15 protein-coding genes are annotated in these 15,183 nt (G+C 71.7%); 5 read left to right on the top strand and 10 right to left on the bottom strand.

Going from position 1 to position 15,183, the window contains the following annotated elements:
• Genes ACGFJ2_RS45085 through ACGFJ2_RS45075 form a run of 3 tightly spaced genes read right to left on the bottom strand, consistent with a single transcriptional unit; the run spans window position 1 to window position 3,613 of the window.
• Window positions 1-2,184, bottom strand: a complete 2,184-nt coding sequence (locus tag ACGFJ2_RS45085; protein ID WP_393479115.1) for a xanthine dehydrogenase family protein molybdopterin-binding subunit — start codon at window positions 2,182-2,184, stop codon at window positions 1-3.
• Window positions 2,181-3,161 carry an FAD binding domain-containing protein gene (locus ACGFJ2_RS45080; RefSeq protein ID WP_393479113.1) on the bottom strand — a complete coding sequence of 327 codons (981 nt, stop codon included), beginning with the start codon at window positions 3,159-3,161 and terminating at the stop codon, window positions 2,181-2,183. Before ACGFJ2_RS45080 ends, ACGFJ2_RS45085 begins: the two co-directional genes overlap by 4 nt.
• Window positions 3,161-3,613 carry a (2Fe-2S)-binding protein gene (locus tag ACGFJ2_RS45075; protein ID WP_263655841.1) on the bottom strand — a complete coding sequence of 151 codons (453 nt, stop codon included), beginning with the start codon at window positions 3,611-3,613 and terminating at the stop codon, window positions 3,161-3,163. The genes ACGFJ2_RS45080 and ACGFJ2_RS45075 overlap by 1 nt, the downstream gene beginning before the upstream one ends.
• Before the next feature lie 457 nt (window positions 3,614-4,070).
• On the opposite strand from ACGFJ2_RS45075, the gene ACGFJ2_RS45070 reads away from it, so the two are divergent.
• From ACGFJ2_RS45070 to ACGFJ2_RS45060, 3 genes are all read left to right on the top strand, one after another.
• On the top strand, window positions 4,071-4,553 hold the full coding sequence (locus ACGFJ2_RS45070) for a hypothetical protein (protein WP_393479110.1): 483 nt from the start codon (window positions 4,071-4,073) through the stop codon (window positions 4,551-4,553).
• Between the two features lie 282 nt (window positions 4,554-4,835).
• Window positions 4,836-6,008 carry an MFS transporter gene (locus ACGFJ2_RS45065; RefSeq protein WP_393479108.1) on the top strand — a complete coding sequence of 391 codons (1,173 nt, stop codon included), beginning with the start codon at window positions 4,836-4,838 and terminating at the stop codon, window positions 6,006-6,008.
• 358 nt (window positions 6,009-6,366) lie between these two features.
• Window positions 6,367-6,534 carry a hypothetical protein gene (locus tag ACGFJ2_RS45060; protein ID WP_357960392.1) on the top strand — a complete coding sequence of 56 codons (168 nt, stop codon included), beginning with the start codon at window positions 6,367-6,369 and terminating at the stop codon, window positions 6,532-6,534.
• A 234-nt stretch (window positions 6,535-6,768) separates the two neighbouring features.
• Here the strand turns inward: ACGFJ2_RS45060 and ACGFJ2_RS45055 are convergent, their stop codons facing one another.
• The 6 genes from ACGFJ2_RS45055 to ACGFJ2_RS45030 form a co-directional block, all read right to left on the bottom strand.
• Entirely contained in the window at window positions 6,769-7,086 is a 318-nt protein-coding gene (locus ACGFJ2_RS45055; protein ID WP_393479105.1) for a glyoxalase/bleomycin resistance/dioxygenase family protein, read from the bottom strand.
• 144 nt (window positions 7,087-7,230) lie between these two features.
• Complete coding sequence (locus ACGFJ2_RS45050; protein ID WP_393479103.1) at window positions 7,231-8,475, bottom strand: NAD(P)/FAD-dependent oxidoreductase; 1,245 nt, start codon at window positions 8,473-8,475, stop codon at window positions 7,231-7,233.
• A 187-nt stretch (window positions 8,476-8,662) separates the two neighbouring features.
• Window positions 8,663-10,261, bottom strand: a complete 1,599-nt coding sequence (locus ACGFJ2_RS45045; protein WP_393479100.1) for a PucR family transcriptional regulator — start codon at window positions 10,259-10,261, stop codon at window positions 8,663-8,665.
• A gap of 57 nt (window positions 10,262-10,318) precedes the next feature.
• Complete coding sequence (locus ACGFJ2_RS45040; RefSeq protein ID WP_357958594.1) at window positions 10,319-10,660, bottom strand: TraR/DksA C4-type zinc finger protein; 342 nt, start codon at window positions 10,658-10,660, stop codon at window positions 10,319-10,321.
• Between the two features lie 32 nt (window positions 10,661-10,692).
• Complete coding sequence (locus tag ACGFJ2_RS45035; protein ID WP_357958596.1) at window positions 10,693-11,466, bottom strand: rod shape-determining protein; 774 nt, start codon at window positions 11,464-11,466, stop codon at window positions 10,693-10,695.
• 288 nt (window positions 11,467-11,754) lie between these two features.
• A complete protein-coding gene (locus ACGFJ2_RS45030; protein ID WP_393479097.1) occupies window positions 11,755-12,132 on the bottom strand; it encodes a hypothetical protein in 378 nt (125 codons plus the stop codon).
• 122 nt (window positions 12,133-12,254) lie between these two features.
• Here ACGFJ2_RS45030 and ACGFJ2_RS45025 point away from each other — a divergent pair, with 122 nt between their 5' ends.
• Together ACGFJ2_RS45025 and secD are read left to right on the top strand one after the other, a co-directional pair.
• Window positions 12,255-12,587, top strand: a complete 333-nt coding sequence (locus ACGFJ2_RS45025) for a hypothetical protein (protein WP_225302036.1) — start codon at window positions 12,255-12,257, stop codon at window positions 12,585-12,587.
• Between the two features lie 37 nt (window positions 12,588-12,624).
• Complete coding sequence (secD, locus tag ACGFJ2_RS45020; RefSeq protein WP_393479093.1) at window positions 12,625-14,916, top strand: protein translocase subunit SecD; 2,292 nt, start codon at window positions 12,625-12,627, stop codon at window positions 14,914-14,916.
• A gap of 89 nt (window positions 14,917-15,005) precedes the next feature.
• Here the strand turns inward: secD and ACGFJ2_RS45015 are convergent, their stop codons facing one another.
• Window positions 15,006-15,149 (bottom strand): hypothetical protein, encoded by a 144-nt coding sequence (locus ACGFJ2_RS45015; RefSeq protein WP_357958607.1) that lies wholly within the window; start codon window positions 15,147-15,149, stop codon window positions 15,006-15,008.
• Window positions 15,150-15,183 lie beyond the last annotated feature (34 nt).

Here is a 15,183-nt window from a genome sequence, read left to right as displayed (position 1 = left end):
TCAAAGCAGCGCATCGGCGGTGATGGGCAGTTCGCGGACGCGGCGGCCGGTGGCGTGGAAGACGGCGTTGGCGATGGCGGGCGCCACGCCGGTGTACACGACCTCGCCGAGGCCCTTGACGCCGATGGGGTCGGCCTCGCGGTCGTCACCGTCGAGGTAGATCGCGCGCAGGGAGGGCACGTCGGCGTTGACGGGGACGAGGTAGTCGGCGAGGTTGGCGTTGACGATCCGGCCGTCGCGAGGATCGGTGACCGTGTGCTCCAGCAGGGCGGCGCCGATGCCGCCGACCATCCCGCCGATCGCCTGGCTGTCGGCGAGTTTGGGGCTGATGATGCGTCCCGCGTCGTAGACGCCGAGCATCCGCCGGATGCGGACCAGGCCGAGACGGTGGTCGACGGCGACCTCGGCGAACGTGGCGTTATAGGCATACATCGAGAAACGACTCTCTCCCGGGGTGAAGGAGCCGAGCGTTTCGAGGTGGGTGCGGTTGTTACGGGCAAGGAGCTGCTGGTACGTCTCCCCGCGCGCGGAATCGCCCTTCACGTGCAGCCGGCCGTCACCGGCCACGACGTCGCCCGCGTCGACGCCGTGCAGCGGCGACCGCTCATCCGCGACGGCCAGCTCGACGGCCTGACGGCGCAGCTTGTCGCAGGCGTCCTGGACGGCGGAGCCGACGCTGGCCATGGTCATGGAACCGCCGTGGGGCGGGGTCGGCGGCATGATGGAGTCGCCGAGCCGGAAGGTCACGGCGCTCACGCTCAGCCCGAGGGCGTCGGCGGCGACCTGGGTCATGGAGGTGTACGTGCCGGGTCCCATGTCGCTGGACGCGGCTTCGACCAGGGCGCTCCCCCGGGCGTCGAGCCTGGCCCGCGCCTGGGCCGCGCCGCGCTGGGTGTCATAGACGCCGGCGGCCATGCCCATGCCGATCAGCCAGTCGCCGTCGCGGGTGGAGCGCGGCTTGGGGTCACGCCGGTCCCAGCCGAATTCGCGGGCGCCGACGGTGTAGCACTCGCGCAGCCGCCGGGTGGAGAACGGCCGCCCCGTCGCGGGATCGTCGTCGGGTTCGTTGCGCCGGCGTAGCTCGATCGGGTCGAGGCCGAGCTCGTGGGCGAGTTCGTCCATCGCCGACTCGACGATGTAGGAGGTGGTCGAGTGGCCGGGGCCGCGCATGTACAGCGGAGTGTTCACATCCAGCGGCACCCTCTCATACGTCTGCGAGACGTTGGGCATGCTGTAAAGCATCTGCCCGGTCGTCAGGACGCCCTCCTGGTAATCCTCGTGCGTGGAGGTCTCGGCCCTGATGTCGTGCGTCATGGCGAGCAGGCGCCCCCGCCGGTCGCCGCCCAGCCGCACCTTGTACTCATAGGCGGGCCGGTAGCCCGTCCCGAAGTACTGCTGCCTGCGGGCCAGGACGAGTTTGACCGGGCGGCCGGTCTCGCGGGCGGCCAGGGCCGCGATGGTGACGTGCGGCCAGGCCCGCAGGCCGCTGCCGAACGCGCCGCCGACGAACGGCGAGATGACCCGCACCGACTCCTTCGGCATGCCGAACACGGCGGCGAGCTCTTCCTGGGTGCCGTTCACCCACTGGGTCTTGTCCCATACCGTGAGCCGATGGCCGTTCCAGCGGGCGATGGTGGCGTGCGGCTCCATCGCGTTGTGATGGTTGCGGGCGGTACGGTACGTCATCTCCATCCGTACGTCCGCCGAGCGCAGGGCCTGCTCCGCGTCACCCCGCGCGTAGGTCACGGGCTTGTTCGTCCGGTGACCGGCCAGGCCGGTCGACGGTTTCTCGGCGGCGTAGCGGACCTCGACCAGGTGGGCCGCGTGCTGCGCGGCCTCGAGCGTGGTGGCCACCACGACGGCGACCGGCTGACCGAAGAAGCGCACCCGATCGTCCTGGAAGACGTGCAGCCGCTCACCGCCCTCCGGGTTGTTCGATCCCGCGTTGGGACGGTAGGCGAGCTTGGGCGCGTTGAGGTGACTGATCACCTTCAGGACGCCGGACTGACCGAGGGCGGCGCGCGCGTCGAGGCCGGTGATGCGGCCTCGCCCGACGCCGCTGTCGACGATGGCGGCGTACACCACGCCCTTGATGTCATGCTCGGCGGCGTACGTCGCCCGCCCGGTCACTTTCAGCCGCCCATCCACCCGGGACAGCGGCGCCCCCACGGCTCGCCGGCTCATTCGCTTCCTCCCACGATGCGCAGTTGCCGTTCGACGGTACGTTTCAGCAGTTCGACCTTGAAGCGGTTGTGCGCGAGCGGGCGGGCCCCATCCGCCGCGTGCTCGGCCGCCTCAGTCCACAGCGCCGGCGACGGCCGCTCACCGATGAGGCGGCGTTCGACGGCGGGCAGCTTCCACGGCACGGTGCCCACGCCTCCGGCGGCGACCTTCGCCTCCCGGATCACCCCGCCCTTGACGTGCAGCGCGACCGCCGCCGAGGTCAGCGCGAACTCGTACGACTGCCGGTCACGCACCTTGAGGTAGCCGGACCTGAGCGGACGCGGCAGGGCAGGAAGCTCCACGGCGGTGATCAGCTCGCCGGGCCGCAGGCCCTGTTCCCGGTCCGGGGTGCCGCCCGGCCGCAGCAGGAAGTCGGCGAAGGCGACGCCGCGCTCCCCGTCCGGGCCCCGCAGGCGCACACTCGCCTCCAGCGCCGCGAACGCCACGGCGACGTCGGAAGGGTGGGTGGCCACGCACTGGTCGGAGCCGCCCATGATCGCGTGAGCGCGGTTGAACCCCTCCAGCGCCGCGCATCCCGAGCCGGGCTCGCGCTTGTTGCAGGGCGCTGTCACGTCACGGAAGTACGTACACCGGGTGCGCTGCATGATGTTGCCGCCGATGGTGGCCATGTTGCGCAGCTGAGCCGACGCGCTCAGCTCCAGCGCCTGCGACACGACCGGGAAGGTGGCCCGCACCTTGGCGTCGGCGGCGGCCTCGGCCATCGAGACCAGCGCGCCGATGCGCAGGCCCCCGCCCGCGGTGGCGGTGACCTCCCCCAGAGGCAGGGCGCTGATGTCGACCAGCGCGCCGGGGCGCTCGACGCTCTCGCGCATCAGGTCGACCAGGGTGGTGCCGCCGGCGATGTAGCGCCCGCCCCGCCGCCCGGCGGCAAGGGCTCCCTCGAGGTCGGAGACCTTGGTGTAGGAGAAGGGATGCATCAGGTCCTCCGCGCCGCTTGCTCAACCGCTCTGACGATCTTCACGTAACAGCCGCAGCGGCAGATGTTGCCGCTCATCCACTCCCGGATCTCCGCCGGCGACCCGGCGTGACCCTCCCGGATGCAGCCGATCCCGGACATGATCTGACCCGGGGTGCAGTAGCCGCACTGGAAGGCGTCCTGCTCGACGAACGCCTCCTGCAACGGATGCAGCTCGTCACCCTCTCCCGGGGCGAGCCCCTCGATGGTGGTGACCTCCGCGCCCTCCAGCCGTACCGCCAGCGTCAGGCACGCATTGACCCGGCGACCGCCGACCAGAACCGTGCACGCTCCGCAGGCCCCGGCGTCGCAGCCCTTCTTGGTGCCCGTCAGCCCGAACCGCTCGCGCAGCAGGTCCAGCAGCGAGGTCCGATTGTCGATCATCGCGGCGTGCCGCTCACCGTTGACGGTCAGCGAGACGCGCCCGCTGAGCGGCGCCTCGGCGGCGCCCGCCGCCTCCGCGACCGCCGTCTCCGCGCTCACCAGGTCGCCCGCGACGACGACCGCCGCGGTGGTCGTGGCGATGAACGTACGCCGAGACACCGTCGAGGCGGGCCCCGGAACACATGAGTCAGGAAGTTCGGAAGACATAGGCACCCTCTCGGTTGGGCGAAGGACCGGCGTACACACTCATCCGCGCGCCGGAGGCATGGCCGCGCCACGCGATTCAAGGATTGCGGCGCCGCGGCCGTAGCCGTATCCGCGCCCGGCGGCCAGCGGCAAGAGGCGGCGACGCCAGCCGTCTCTCTGGGCCGCTCCCCATGAAAGCACTGGTCAGCGGCCTGAGGGAGACCCTGCTGAGACATGTACTGACAGGGCACCTTTGAGTCTGGCCATGCGGCGACGTCGGATGGACACGACGTAGACGATCATGGCGAGGACGACCGTGGAGGTGACCGGTCAGCGGCCGTTGGGCTTCATCACCGAGGCCGACGTCGTACTCCTCGGCAGCGGCATCAAGACCCGTGATGTCGTGGCCGATGACACCCTGCTGACGCGTCTCCCCCTTGATCCCGCACGTCAGTTGATCGGCTCGCAGTGCTCCGGAGCCCTGGTGCTCGCGCACCTCGGCCTCCTCACCGGACGACCCGCCTGCACCGACGCCATCACCCGGCCTTGGCTCGAAGAGCGCGGAGTGACGGTCCTGGACGCGCCGTTCCACGCGGAGGGCGCGATCGCGACCGCGGGCGGATGCCTGGCCTCTGTCTATCTGGCGGCGTGGACACTCCTCCACACGGTCGGCGAGTCCGCCGCCCGGGCCGCGATCGAGTACGCGGCGCCTGTAGGTGAGAAGCAGGAGATCGTTCAGCGCGTCATGTCCAGGGTGCGTACGGTCGAAGCGGCGCTGCGCTGACCGGTCTCACGAGGACCGCAACGGGATAGGGGCGGGGTCGGCTTACGCGGCTCGGGCGGGCTCTCCGTGCCAGACGCTGCCGCCATCACCGAAGTAGTACGCCACCCATGACGAGGCCGGCCGTCGGGCCTGCCGCCGCCCGACCGGCGAACGCCGAGCCTGGCCGACCAGCCGAGCCGCAGATCGCCGAGCTCTCACGGTGCCGCCGGGCTCCAGGAGGGCGCTGGAATCGTCGGTGGCGTCTGTGAGGATGGCGTATTTGTCGGCGTCTCTGGGGGTTCCATGTGGAGGTCGCTGCCGGTGGCGGCGCGGGTGCTGTTGTGGGTCCGGATTCTCAACGCGCTCGGCGCCTACGCACTGTCGTTCCTGGCGGTGCTGGCCGGGCCGGAGCTGGCCGCGGCGGCGCTGGCCCTGTTCGGGGTGGCCGCGCTGCTCTCACGCTGGGCGGGGGCGCTGCTGCTGGAGCGGTTCTCGCCGCGCGGTGTACTGAGTGCCGGGCTGGCCGCGACCGGCCTGGCCCTGTTCACGCTCGTCCTGGCCCAGGGCCCGGCGCAGGTGCTGATCGCCATCGCGTTGGTCGGACTGGCCTTCGAGGTGTACGAGCCGCCCTCGCAGGAACTGCTGGCGCGGGCGAGCGAGGGTGAGCAGCGTCATGCCACCTTCGCCGTCCTGGGAGTGGCACTGTCGGCCGCCGGGGCCGCGGCGGGACTGCTGGCGGCGGTGCTCCTGCCGCTGGGAGTGCGCTGGCTGGTGGCCGCCGACGCGCTCACCTGCCTGGTCGCGGCGGCCGTCGCTGTGTCGTTCCTACCACGCGATGATGCCCGATCCGGCGGGCGCCGCGCCGCGCGGCAGACTGGGAAGAGCGACCGCCGCACCGAGCGGCCCGCCGGGCTGAGCGGGCGCTTCCGGCCACCCGCCGTCTTGATGCGGCTGACCGTGGCGGGCACCGCGTTCGCGATCGGCTCTCTGGCGGTGATGATGTACGTGCCGCTGGCGCTGCTGGAGCGGGGCGCCGCATCGTGGCTGCCCGGCCTGACGCTGGCGAGCGCCGCCGCGCTGGCCCCCCTCACGCTGTGGGCCGCCCGCCGGCTGCCGGCCGGGCGCTCGCACGGGCTGATCCTCGGGATGGGCGCACTGCTGCTCGGGGCGCTCGCGCTGGTAATGGCCGCCACCACCAGTGTGCCGCTCACCATCGCCGCCTACCTGGGCTGTACCGCGACCAACAGCGTCCTGCTCGGCCGCTGGCAAGCGGCGGTCGCCGATGCCGCGCCGGAAGACGACCGGCCGCGCTGGTTCGCCGTACAAGGATCGTCGTGGGGCGTGGCGCAGCCCATGGTCCCACCGCTGGCCGCGGCCGCCGCAACCATCGCCGGCGCTGTCGGAGCCGGTGCTTTCCTGGCTGCCGGCTTAGCGTTCCTGCTGGTGCCATTGATGCTGCGGCGCCTGCCAGGTTGACGGCGAAGATCTGCCTGACGGTTGTCGTGCTCGTTGATGGGTTGGCGCGTCGCGGCCCGGGCCGGTTGCCGGCGGATGCCGTGGCCGAACGTTAGGTGGCCCGTGGCGGGCCGGGCCAGGTCGAGGGCGTCGGATGACGTCCGGCAGAGCGGTGTAGTTTTTGACGCGCTCAGCCCTGTTCGCCTACGTAGGAAACACAACAAGATCGTTGATCCACCATGGGGTGGTACACAACTGGGCGTCGTCGTTGTCCGGGGGGTTTGTGATGAGTGAAATCCTTCAGACCTAGCCCTTTACATTGTAGATTTATTTGACTTGCGCCGCGCAGGGCTGCGCGGTCACGCGATCGCAGACGACCGTGCTTCTCGACGCCTTCGCCAGTGATCCGATCGGCATCATCGACCCGCTCGATATTTCCTGGGAGTCTGAACCCCTTGAAGTCGGTGGCCGAGTCTCCGCCGAGGTGATCGCCGTTGATCTCCGAGGGCAGCATGCACCTGGGAATCCGGGCGATCCCGCAGGCTGATCTGTCTCCCAGCCGCCATCTATGGGTGGTGGTCACAACGCAGTTTCGTTCCGGACGAGAAGCCCGCTCCAGGGGGTTCTGAAGCGGGCCGACCTCTTGGCTGGGTGCCGGGGGTCGAGCAAGCCCAGGAGACGTTGTTGGGCCTGCAGCACGGCTAGACGGGCGGGACTGCTCGCGATGACGGGCCTTTTGAACGTCCCCGCCGAGGGTGGCGGCGACGGCTTGCCGGGCGCGCTACTCGTTGATGTTCGTCTCCTTGATGATCTCCAGCTCTACCATGCGGCCGTCTGGGTCGGTGAGAAGGTGCCTGCCGGTCGGGAGCCCGCGGACGACCGCGTGCGCGGGGACGCGGAAACCCAGACGCAGGCTGCCTGTGGGGGGTCGGCGGTCGGAGGCCGGGTAGACCTCGAAGACCGTCCCGCCAAGCTCGGCGGCGTAATGCTCGGGGCCGTTGCCGTGCTGTTCGAGCTGTAAGGGCAGACCAAGGCCGATGTAGAAGTCGGCGCACTCCCGCAGGTGGCCGGTGTACAGGACGATCAAGCTGGTGTGCATGGTGCTCCTTGTGCGCGCCGGTGCCTGACCTGCCCAGCCGACCGATCAGGGTATTTCCTTTGACGATCTCTCGGCTCCGGCGCTCGGCAGCGAAACTTCGACACAGTGGCCGGCCCGCGTGCTCGGCCGGACAGGAGAAGCCCGTCAGCGCAGGGGGGCGAAGTCGGCAAGGGCGGTGGGCTGCTTGCCGGTGGTGATGTGCTCGGCGAGCAGCCGTCCCGTAATGGGGCCGTGGGCCAGACCCCACATGCCGTGACCGCCGGCCACGTAGATACCGGGGGCTTTGGTCGCGCCGATGAGCGGCCGGCCGTCCGGGGTGATCGGGCGAGGGCCCACCCAGACATCCGTGCGTTCGTCCCAGTGCACACCGCGCAGCAGGGGCTGGGCGGAGGCGACGATGGCCGCCAGCCGGGCGGGCACCTGAGGGGCGTCCGGGTCGCGGAATTCCATGGTGCCGGCCACGCGCAGCCCGTTGCGATACGGCGTGCACGCCACCCGTACGTCGGGCAGGTAGATCGGGCCGGGGACGGGGTGGTCCACCGGCACGGTGAAGGAGTAGCCCCGGCCGGCCCGGACCGGGACGCGCACGCCCCACTGCCGGGCCAGGCGGGGCAGCCACGCGCCGGTGGCCAGCACCACCGCGTCGGCCGACAGGACGGTGCCCTTGCCCGAGCGCACGATCACCTTCCTGCCGTCGGTGCGCACCTCGTCGACCTCGAAGGCGTACACGGTCGCGCCGCGGCTCATCACGGCCTTGCCCAGGGCGTGCGCGAACGCGCCCGGGTCGACGTAGCGCTGCCCGTCGATGCGCACCCCCACGCCCAGCGCCTGACCGGCGAGCGGCACGTGCTCGGCCAGTCGCCGGGCGTCCAGCACGGTATGGTCGACCCGCTGCCCGGCCGCTTCCAGTCGGCGCAGCTCGCGCAGCAGGCTCTCGGCATGGCGTGGTGTGCGGAACGCGGCGGTGATCGGCGCCGCGATGACCGGGGCGGACACGCCGTTGGCGGCCAGTACCTCGTAAGCCTCTACGCATTCCTCGTTGAGCGGCAGGTTGGCGCGCACGGCGCGCATCCACGATCGCCAGCGGCAGTTGGCGGCGAACCGGGCCAGAAACGCCCACAGCCCCGCATCGAGGCTCGCCGGCACGTGCAGCGGCGCGTCCGTGTTCAGCAGCGAGCGCAGGCCGTAGCGCAGGACCGCGGGCTCGTTCAGCGGGATGGCCAGGCCTGGGGCGACCCATCCGGCGTTGCCCCAGGATGCGCCGGCCGCCACGCCGCCACGGTCGACCACCTTGACCTCGACGCCGCGCTCCTGCAGGAACCACGCGGTCGACAGGCCCACGATGCCCGCGCCCACCACGATCACCGATCGCGGCCAGTTGCCGACCATGCCCAACCTCCAACGGGTACGAATGCCGATGTCCAAGCCAGCATGGCGCGCGCGGCAGCCGGCGGCGTTGTGGGCGGCCGACAATCACTTCGCGGCCGTTGTGCCATCGTCACAACGCCCGGCCCCCAGCCACGCCTCGACGGCGTTGACCGGCCGCGTCGGCGTCAGTGACAGGCCTGGTACAAGATCATCGGCGGGGGTCGTCCTCGGCGTCGGAGGCGGCCAGCATGATGATCATGGCGAGGCGTTTACGGGGGTCGTCCAGGTCCAGGAGAGTGACCTCGCTCATCTTGCGCAGCCGGTTGCGGACGGTGTTGGGATGCACCTGCAGTCGTTCGGCGGCCAAAGCGGGGTCGCCCTGGGTTTCCAGCCAGGCCCGCAACGTGGGCACGTAGCGTGTGCCGTGGCGGGCGTCATGTCGCAGCAGCGTGCTCAGCGGCCCGCGGGCCGGGACACGGCCGGTGCGCGAGGCCGCGCGTAGCCGCCGCAGCAAGATGTCGTCCCACGACTCGTCATAGGCGGGCGCGACAGTGCCGGGCCGGCCGGTCTCGGGCAAAGCCAGGCACTCGTCGGCCTCCTGGCGGCCGGCGGGCAGTTCCTCGGTCGCGGCGGGCGCGCCGATTCCGGCCGCGATGCGTACCCGGGCGGGCAGTTCGACCCGCAGCGCGGTGATCCAGTGGCGGGCCATGTCCGCCTGCTCGGCGGGCAGGATCGTGTACAGCGTGTCGCCGAGCAGGGTGCTGCGGCCGGGTCTGGACCAGCCGAAGCCGGTGGTGGCCTGTTCGAAGGCCAGCAGCAGCGCGGCATGGGGCTCCTCGCCGTCGGTGTGGGCGCGGATCGCGATGACCCGCAGCGCCTGCGACGGCAGGCCCAGCCGGCTGATCACCGTCTCCGCGTCGACGCTGCCCTCCAGTAGCCGGATGACCAGGTCGGACTCCACCTGCCGCTCCAGGTCGGCGCTGGCCCGCGAGCGCAGCAGGTGCAGCGCCACCGTGCGTGCGCCGTGCGCCAGCGCGCGCCGGCGGGCGCCGGTCAGCGGGCGCTCGCAGCTCACCCAGACCGAACCGAGCAACTCGCGGCCGGCCCGCACCGCCACCGCCATCCGCCCGGTCAGGCCGTGCCCGGGATCGGCGGGGACGAACACCGGCTCGTCCGTCGCCGCCAGCTGGGCGAACACCCCCCGCTGCTGGAACAGCTCGCGTAGCCGGTCCGGGACGCGCCGGCCGAGGATCGTCTCCACCCGGGCCGGATCCCCCGCCTGCTGGGAGCGGGAGTAGGCCAGCACCCGCGAGTGCCGGTCCTCGATGGTCACCGCCCCGCTGATCGTGTCGGCCAGGCTGTCGGCCAGGGCGAACAGGTCGGTCGGGCCGCGTCCCGAAGCGGTCTCGCGGCTCTCCAGCACCAGCCCGTACACCACGCCGGCGAGCTGGCTCCAGGAGACCGCGGAATCGGCCACCAGCACAGCCACCCCGAACTGGTCGCCGAGCGCGGCGGCCGCGCGCTCGGCCGCCGCGCTCGGCGAGGCGCACGGGGAGTCAGCGCCGGTCCCGGTCGCGGTCTCGACGGGGCGGACCAGGACCGCCGCGGCGCGGGCGGCGGCCGCCCACCGCACCGCCTCGGCGATCGAGGAGGTGCCGACGGCCAGGAGCAGATCACCGGTGACGTGGCGGTCGGTGGCATCCGGCACCGCCACGCTGCGCAGCCAGGCCGAGCGGGTCTCGGGACGGCCACACAACCGTACGCCGTACCCGCCGAGCACGTTCACCAGGCGGTCCAATGTGATCATGTGCGGCTCCGGATGCCAAGAGGGGGCGGGGCGACCCCGCTCCCCTCTCACTGGTTGTCAGGCGGCCTCGTGCCGCCGCTGGCAGTCGATGCAATTGCGGGCCAGCGGCCGGATCTTGAGCCGTTCGAACGGAATGGCCGCCTGGCAGTGGCCGCAACGGCCGTAGGTGCCGGCCTCAAGCCTGTCGTAGGCCTGAGCGAGTTCGGCGACGGCGCGCTCGGCGGCGGTGATCGAGGCGAGGAGCTCCTGCCAGGTGCCGTCGGCGCCGCTACCGTCCTGCTCCTGTGCCCTCAGCCTATCCAGGTACCGGCTGCGCTGCTCCCGTTGCTGGGTCAGCTCCTGGCGCAGCGACTCAAGCTGCACGCTGCTGAGGTGTGAGGTCGCGTGGCTGTCGGTCATGATCGAAGGTCCTTTCTTGCGAAGCGAAGACGTCAGCGGACGCGCGGGGCGAGGGCGGCCGTCAGAGCCGGCTGCAGGCACAGGCGCATCAGGCCGCGGATGGTGGCGTGCTGCGGCTGGTGCGTCGCTGTGACCGGCAGGCGAAGCGCGGCGCGGAGGCGGGCCAGCAGCTGCTCTTGGTGAGCGCCCCCGCCGGTGACCGTCAGACCCCGCTCGCGCGCGGCCGGACGCGAAGCGGCGGGCAGGCGACGCACCAGGCCCGCCGTCATCTCGATGACGCCCTCCAGCGCATACGACACCAGCCCCTCGCCGGTGGTGGCGTTGAGCTGGAGGGCGACCGCGTCGGTGACGGCCCCGTCCGCGATGGCGACGGCCTCGACAATGCCCGCCCCCACGTCCAGGACCAGGCAGGGCCGGGAATCGAGGATGTCCAGGCCGGCGCCGACGGCTGCGGCCAGCGGCTCCTCCATCAGGCCCACTTCGCATCCGGCGGCCTCGGCGACCGCGGCGCGGACCGCCCGGCGATCGCCCGGCGAGGCCGCCACCGGCACGCCGGCCAGCACCCATCGCGGCCGGCTCCCCGATACCTGGGCGTCCTGCAGCAGCCGCTGCACCAGCCGCCGGCAGGCGTCCGGGTCGGCCACCATGCCGTGCCGGACGGGCCACAGCGCGGCCGCCAGGCCGGAGCCGGCCGGCGGCCGGGTGACCGACGACGGCCGGTCCACGATGGCGAACCCGCTCAATGACAGCGACCGGGTACGCGCGGTACCCAGGTCGAGCGCCACGAAGCGCTGCGCGGTGCTCACCTCGCACCTCCCGGCGATGCCGGATGTGGCCGCTCCGGCCGCGGCCAGGCGTGAACTGATTCGACAACGGACATGACGATGATCGGCTCCTTGCTGAGGCCAAAGGAAGGCAGTACAGGAACAAGGCAGTACAGGAACACGGCCCTGCTGCAGGGACCGCGAGAGGGCTCCGAAGGCGACGGCGAGCATGGACCAGCCCCACCAGGGCGCGGTCCATGGGCTCGGGACATGCGGCGTCAGGATCCACGGCACGAGCGGCCGCAGCCCTTCGGAGAGAGGTAGCGTCAGCTAGATGAGCGGCGGGCTGCGCGATCCCGCAGTGCGGTGCGCGAGCTGTTGCGGATCGCGGAGCTCATCGACCTTCGAGCCAGGCGACGCCGACAGCGCCAGATAAGCGGGCTCATCGTGACGCTCGCCGCGCAACGGCGGCCACAGCGCCAGCACGTGGTGCTCACGGGCGCTACCCGCCTGCGGGGGCAGACCGGGCAGGTCACCGCCCCCACCGTCCGGGCTCCATGCCAGGCCGGACAGCGAATTCTCAGGTGCGATCGGGCCTTCGGCGCTCGCACTGCCGGTGGCGCCGGCCAGCACCAAGCACAGCAGGACCAGACCCATCACGCCGGCGAACGCGATGGACCCTCGTGGTGTTCTCCACGGTCCCGTCATAGGGCAGACCATAGCCCAGACGGCGCGAAAAAGGGCATGCCGTTCCATCGCAGGTGCGATCCGCGCCGGGGCCGGGGTACGGTGACCGCCAAGAGCCGACCCGTGACCTGTCAGGAGGAGACGTGCGCAGCAGACTGCCCGCCGTCCTGCTCCTGCTGCTGTCGGCCTTCCTGCTGGGCCCCGCGCCTGGCAGCGCCCAGCTGCCCGTCACCGCAACGCCTGCGACCTGGTGGAGCGGCCCGTCCGAGCACGCCGTGCAGGACGCGGCCCTGCCCCGGCTGCATCCCGCCCGCAGCGCGCCCGCGCTGCCGATGTGGCCGGCCGTACTGCCGTCCACCGAACGGCCCGGGCCACGGGCGCGGCCCCTGACGACCCTCGCCCGGCCTTTCACCGCGGCACCTCAGCCGCCCGCCCGTCAGGCGCCGGCCCGAGCGCCACCCTCCACGACGCGCTGACGTCCCCTTTCCTTCTTCGACAGCCCGTGGAGGCTTCATGTCCCGCGCGCCCTTTTGGCGCGCGGTGGCGGCGTGCGCCATCGCCGCCACCGCACTGCTGTTCACCGTCACCACACCGCCACGTCTAGGGCTGGACCTGCGCGGTGGCACTCAACTCGTCTTCGAAACCCGAGACGCCTCAACAGTCAAGGCCGACGCCGAGGCCACTGACCGTGCCCTGGACGTGCTGCGCCGGCGCGCCGACGCGCTCGGCGTGGTCGACCCCACCCTGTTGCGCTCCGGCGATCGGCGCATCATCGTCGAGCTGCCCGGGGTGCTCGACCCTCGCCAGGCCGCCGAAGTCATCGGCAAGACCGCCCAGCTCACTTTCCACCCGGTCCTGGAACAAGCCGACGACACCAGCGCCGATCAAGGCACCCCCACCAGCAGAGACATCGGCGCATCCGGGCAAGTCCTGGCCGACGAAGGCGGGCAACGCCTGCGGCTCGGCCCTGCCGCGATCACCGGCGACGGGGTGAGCGACGCCACCGCACGCAACGACCCGCAGCAGGGGCCGGGCTGGTTCGCCACCGTCGACTTCCGCGACGCCGCCGCCTGGCAGCGGCTGACCGGCGAGGCCGCCTGCCACAGCCCGAGCAACCCCCAGCGGCGGCTCGCCATCGTCTTGGACAACGAGATCATCTCTTCGCCCCAAGTCGATCCGAGCGTGCCCTGCCAGATCGGCATCCCCGGCGGATCCACCCAGATCAGCGGCTCCTTCACCCACCAGGAGGCACAAGACCTGGCCGTGCTGATCAAGGGCGGCGCCCTGCCCGTCCCGCTCACCTTGATCGAGCAGCGCACCGTCGGCCCCACGCTCGGCGCGCAGGCCATCGAGGCCAGCGCCAAGGCAGGCATCGCCGGTGTCCTGCTCACCGCGTTGTTCATCATCCTCACCTACCGGCTGTCGGGGCTGCTGGCCACCCTCGCGCTGGCCGCCTACGGGCTCATCTCCTACGCCGCCCTGCTCGCCCTCGGCGCGACGCTCACCCTGCCCGGCCTAGCCGGGTTCGTTCTGGCCATCGGCATGGCGGTCGACGCCAACGTGCTGGTCTTCGAGCGAGCGCGTGAAGAGTACGGCCGCGCGCCGCGCCGCGGCCTGCGCGCCGCCCTCGACCGAGGCTTCGCCAACGCCTGGAGCGCCATCGCCGACTCCAACATCACCACGCTCCTGGCTGCCGGATTGCTGTTCTGGCTGGCCTCAGGGCCGGTGCGCGGATTCGGTGTGACGCTGGCCGTCGGCGTCCTTGCCTCACTCGTCTCCGCCATGCTCATCACCCGTGTCCTGACCCACCTCATCCTCAGCGGGACCAGCCCCCGGCTGGCCCGGCTGTCCGGGCTGGCGGTGCACGGCCGGGTCAGGGCCTGGATCACCCGGCGCAACCCGTCCCTGATGGCCGGGCGCCGACGGTGGCTGGCCGCGGCCGCCACCCTGGTCGCCGCAGCCGTGACCGGGCTGGCCCTGCACGGGCTCAACCTCGGCATCGAGTTCACCGGCGGTCGGATGCTCGAGTACACAGCCGCGCAACCGGTGAGCGCCGAGACCGCGCGGCAGGCGGTGGCCGAGGCCGGCCACCCGGCGGCCAACGTGCAAAGCTCCGGCACCAGCGTGTCCGTGCGTGCCGGCCAGATCAGCGCCGACGACACCTCCGCCATCGAGCGGGCACTCGATACCCACCTCGGCGAAGTGACCAAGCAACGCGACGAGCTCATCGGCCCCAGCCTGGGCGACGAACTGCGCCGCAACGCGCTCATCGCGCTCGCCGTGGCGCTGGCGGCACAACTGCTGTACCTGGCCGTCAGATTCCGCTGGACGTTCGGCGCCGCCGCCGTGATGGCCCTCGTCGTGGACACCCTCGCTGTGCTCGGCCTGTTCGCCTGGCTGGGCAAACCCATCGACGGGGTCTTCCTGGCAGCCATGCTGACCATCATCGGCTACTCAATCAACGACAAGGTGGTGGTTTTCGACCGCGTCCGCGAACTATGGCAGGCCTCGCGGCAGGCACGCTTCCCCGGCATCGTCAACGCGGCGATCCTGCAGACCGTGCCGCGTACCGTCAACACCGGCCTGGGCGCCCTGTTCATCCTCACCGCGCTGGCCGTCTTCGGCGGTGACACGCTGCGCGACTTCGCCATCGCGCTCATCTTCGGCATCGTGGTGGGGACCGCGTCGTCATCGTTCGTGGCCGGCCCCCTCGCGATCGAGCTCGAACGCCTCAGCAAGCAACCCCCACCCCAGCCGCCCCAGCCGCGCAAACGCCGCCGGCAGGGCACGGGCGCGGTCCTGTAGCACCGCGCGGGGCGCCCGGTGGAACCATGCAGAGGAGTCATCCACGCCACAGGAGCGCCCCGCCCTCCGCCCCCGTCACCAGCGCCGGCTCAGCGGGGCGGCAGCCGCACATCGACCACGGCGACATCCGGACGACCATGAACGAGCGCGTCGAGCAGCGAGCAGCACCAACGCGGCCACACGTTGAGCAGCAGCCCACCACCTGCGGCGATGAGGTGTCGAATGCCGGTCACGCCAGAAGTCTGCCCGATGCGCGGCGCGCGGTCG

The organism is Nonomuraea sp. NPDC049028 (genome assembly GCF_043197735.1).
Taxonomy (GTDB): Bacteria; Actinomycetota; Actinomycetes; order Streptosporangiales; family Streptosporangiaceae; genus Nonomuraea.
This window is presented reverse-complemented; position numbering and strand designations above follow the sequence as displayed.

Coding starts and splice junctions, on each gene's coding strand:
- ACGFJ2_RS45085 (WP_393479115.1), bottom strand. CDS start 2,184: ATGAGCCGGCGAGCCGTGGGGGCGCCGCTGTCCCGGGTGGATGGGCGG.
- ACGFJ2_RS45080 (WP_393479113.1), bottom strand. CDS start 3,161: ATGCATCCCTTCTCCTACACCAAGGTCTCCGACCTCGAGGGAGCCCTT.
- ACGFJ2_RS45070 (WP_393479110.1), top strand. CDS start 4,071: ATGGCGAGGACGACCGTGGAGGTGACCGGTCAGCGGCCGTTGGGCTTC.
- ACGFJ2_RS45065 (WP_393479108.1), top strand. CDS start 4,836: ATGTGGAGGTCGCTGCCGGTGGCGGCGCGGGTGCTGTTGTGGGTCCGG.
- ACGFJ2_RS45055 (WP_393479105.1), bottom strand. CDS start 7,086: ATGCACACCAGCTTGATCGTCCTGTACACCGGCCACCTGCGGGAGTGC.
- ACGFJ2_RS45050 (WP_393479103.1), bottom strand. CDS start 8,475: ATGGTCGGCAACTGGCCGCGATCGGTGATCGTGGTGGGCGCGGGCATC.
- ACGFJ2_RS45045 (WP_393479100.1), bottom strand. CDS start 10,261: ATGATCACATTGGACCGCCTGGTGAACGTGCTCGGCGGGTACGGCGTA.
- ACGFJ2_RS45040 (WP_357958594.1), bottom strand. CDS start 10,660: ATGACCGACAGCCACGCGACCTCACACCTCAGCAGCGTGCAGCTTGAG.
- ACGFJ2_RS45030 (WP_393479097.1), bottom strand. CDS start 12,132: ATGACGGGACCGTGGAGAACACCACGAGGGTCCATCGCGTTCGCCGGC.
- secD (WP_393479093.1), top strand. CDS start 12,625: ATGTCCCGCGCGCCCTTTTGGCGCGCGGTGGCGGCGTGCGCCATCGCC.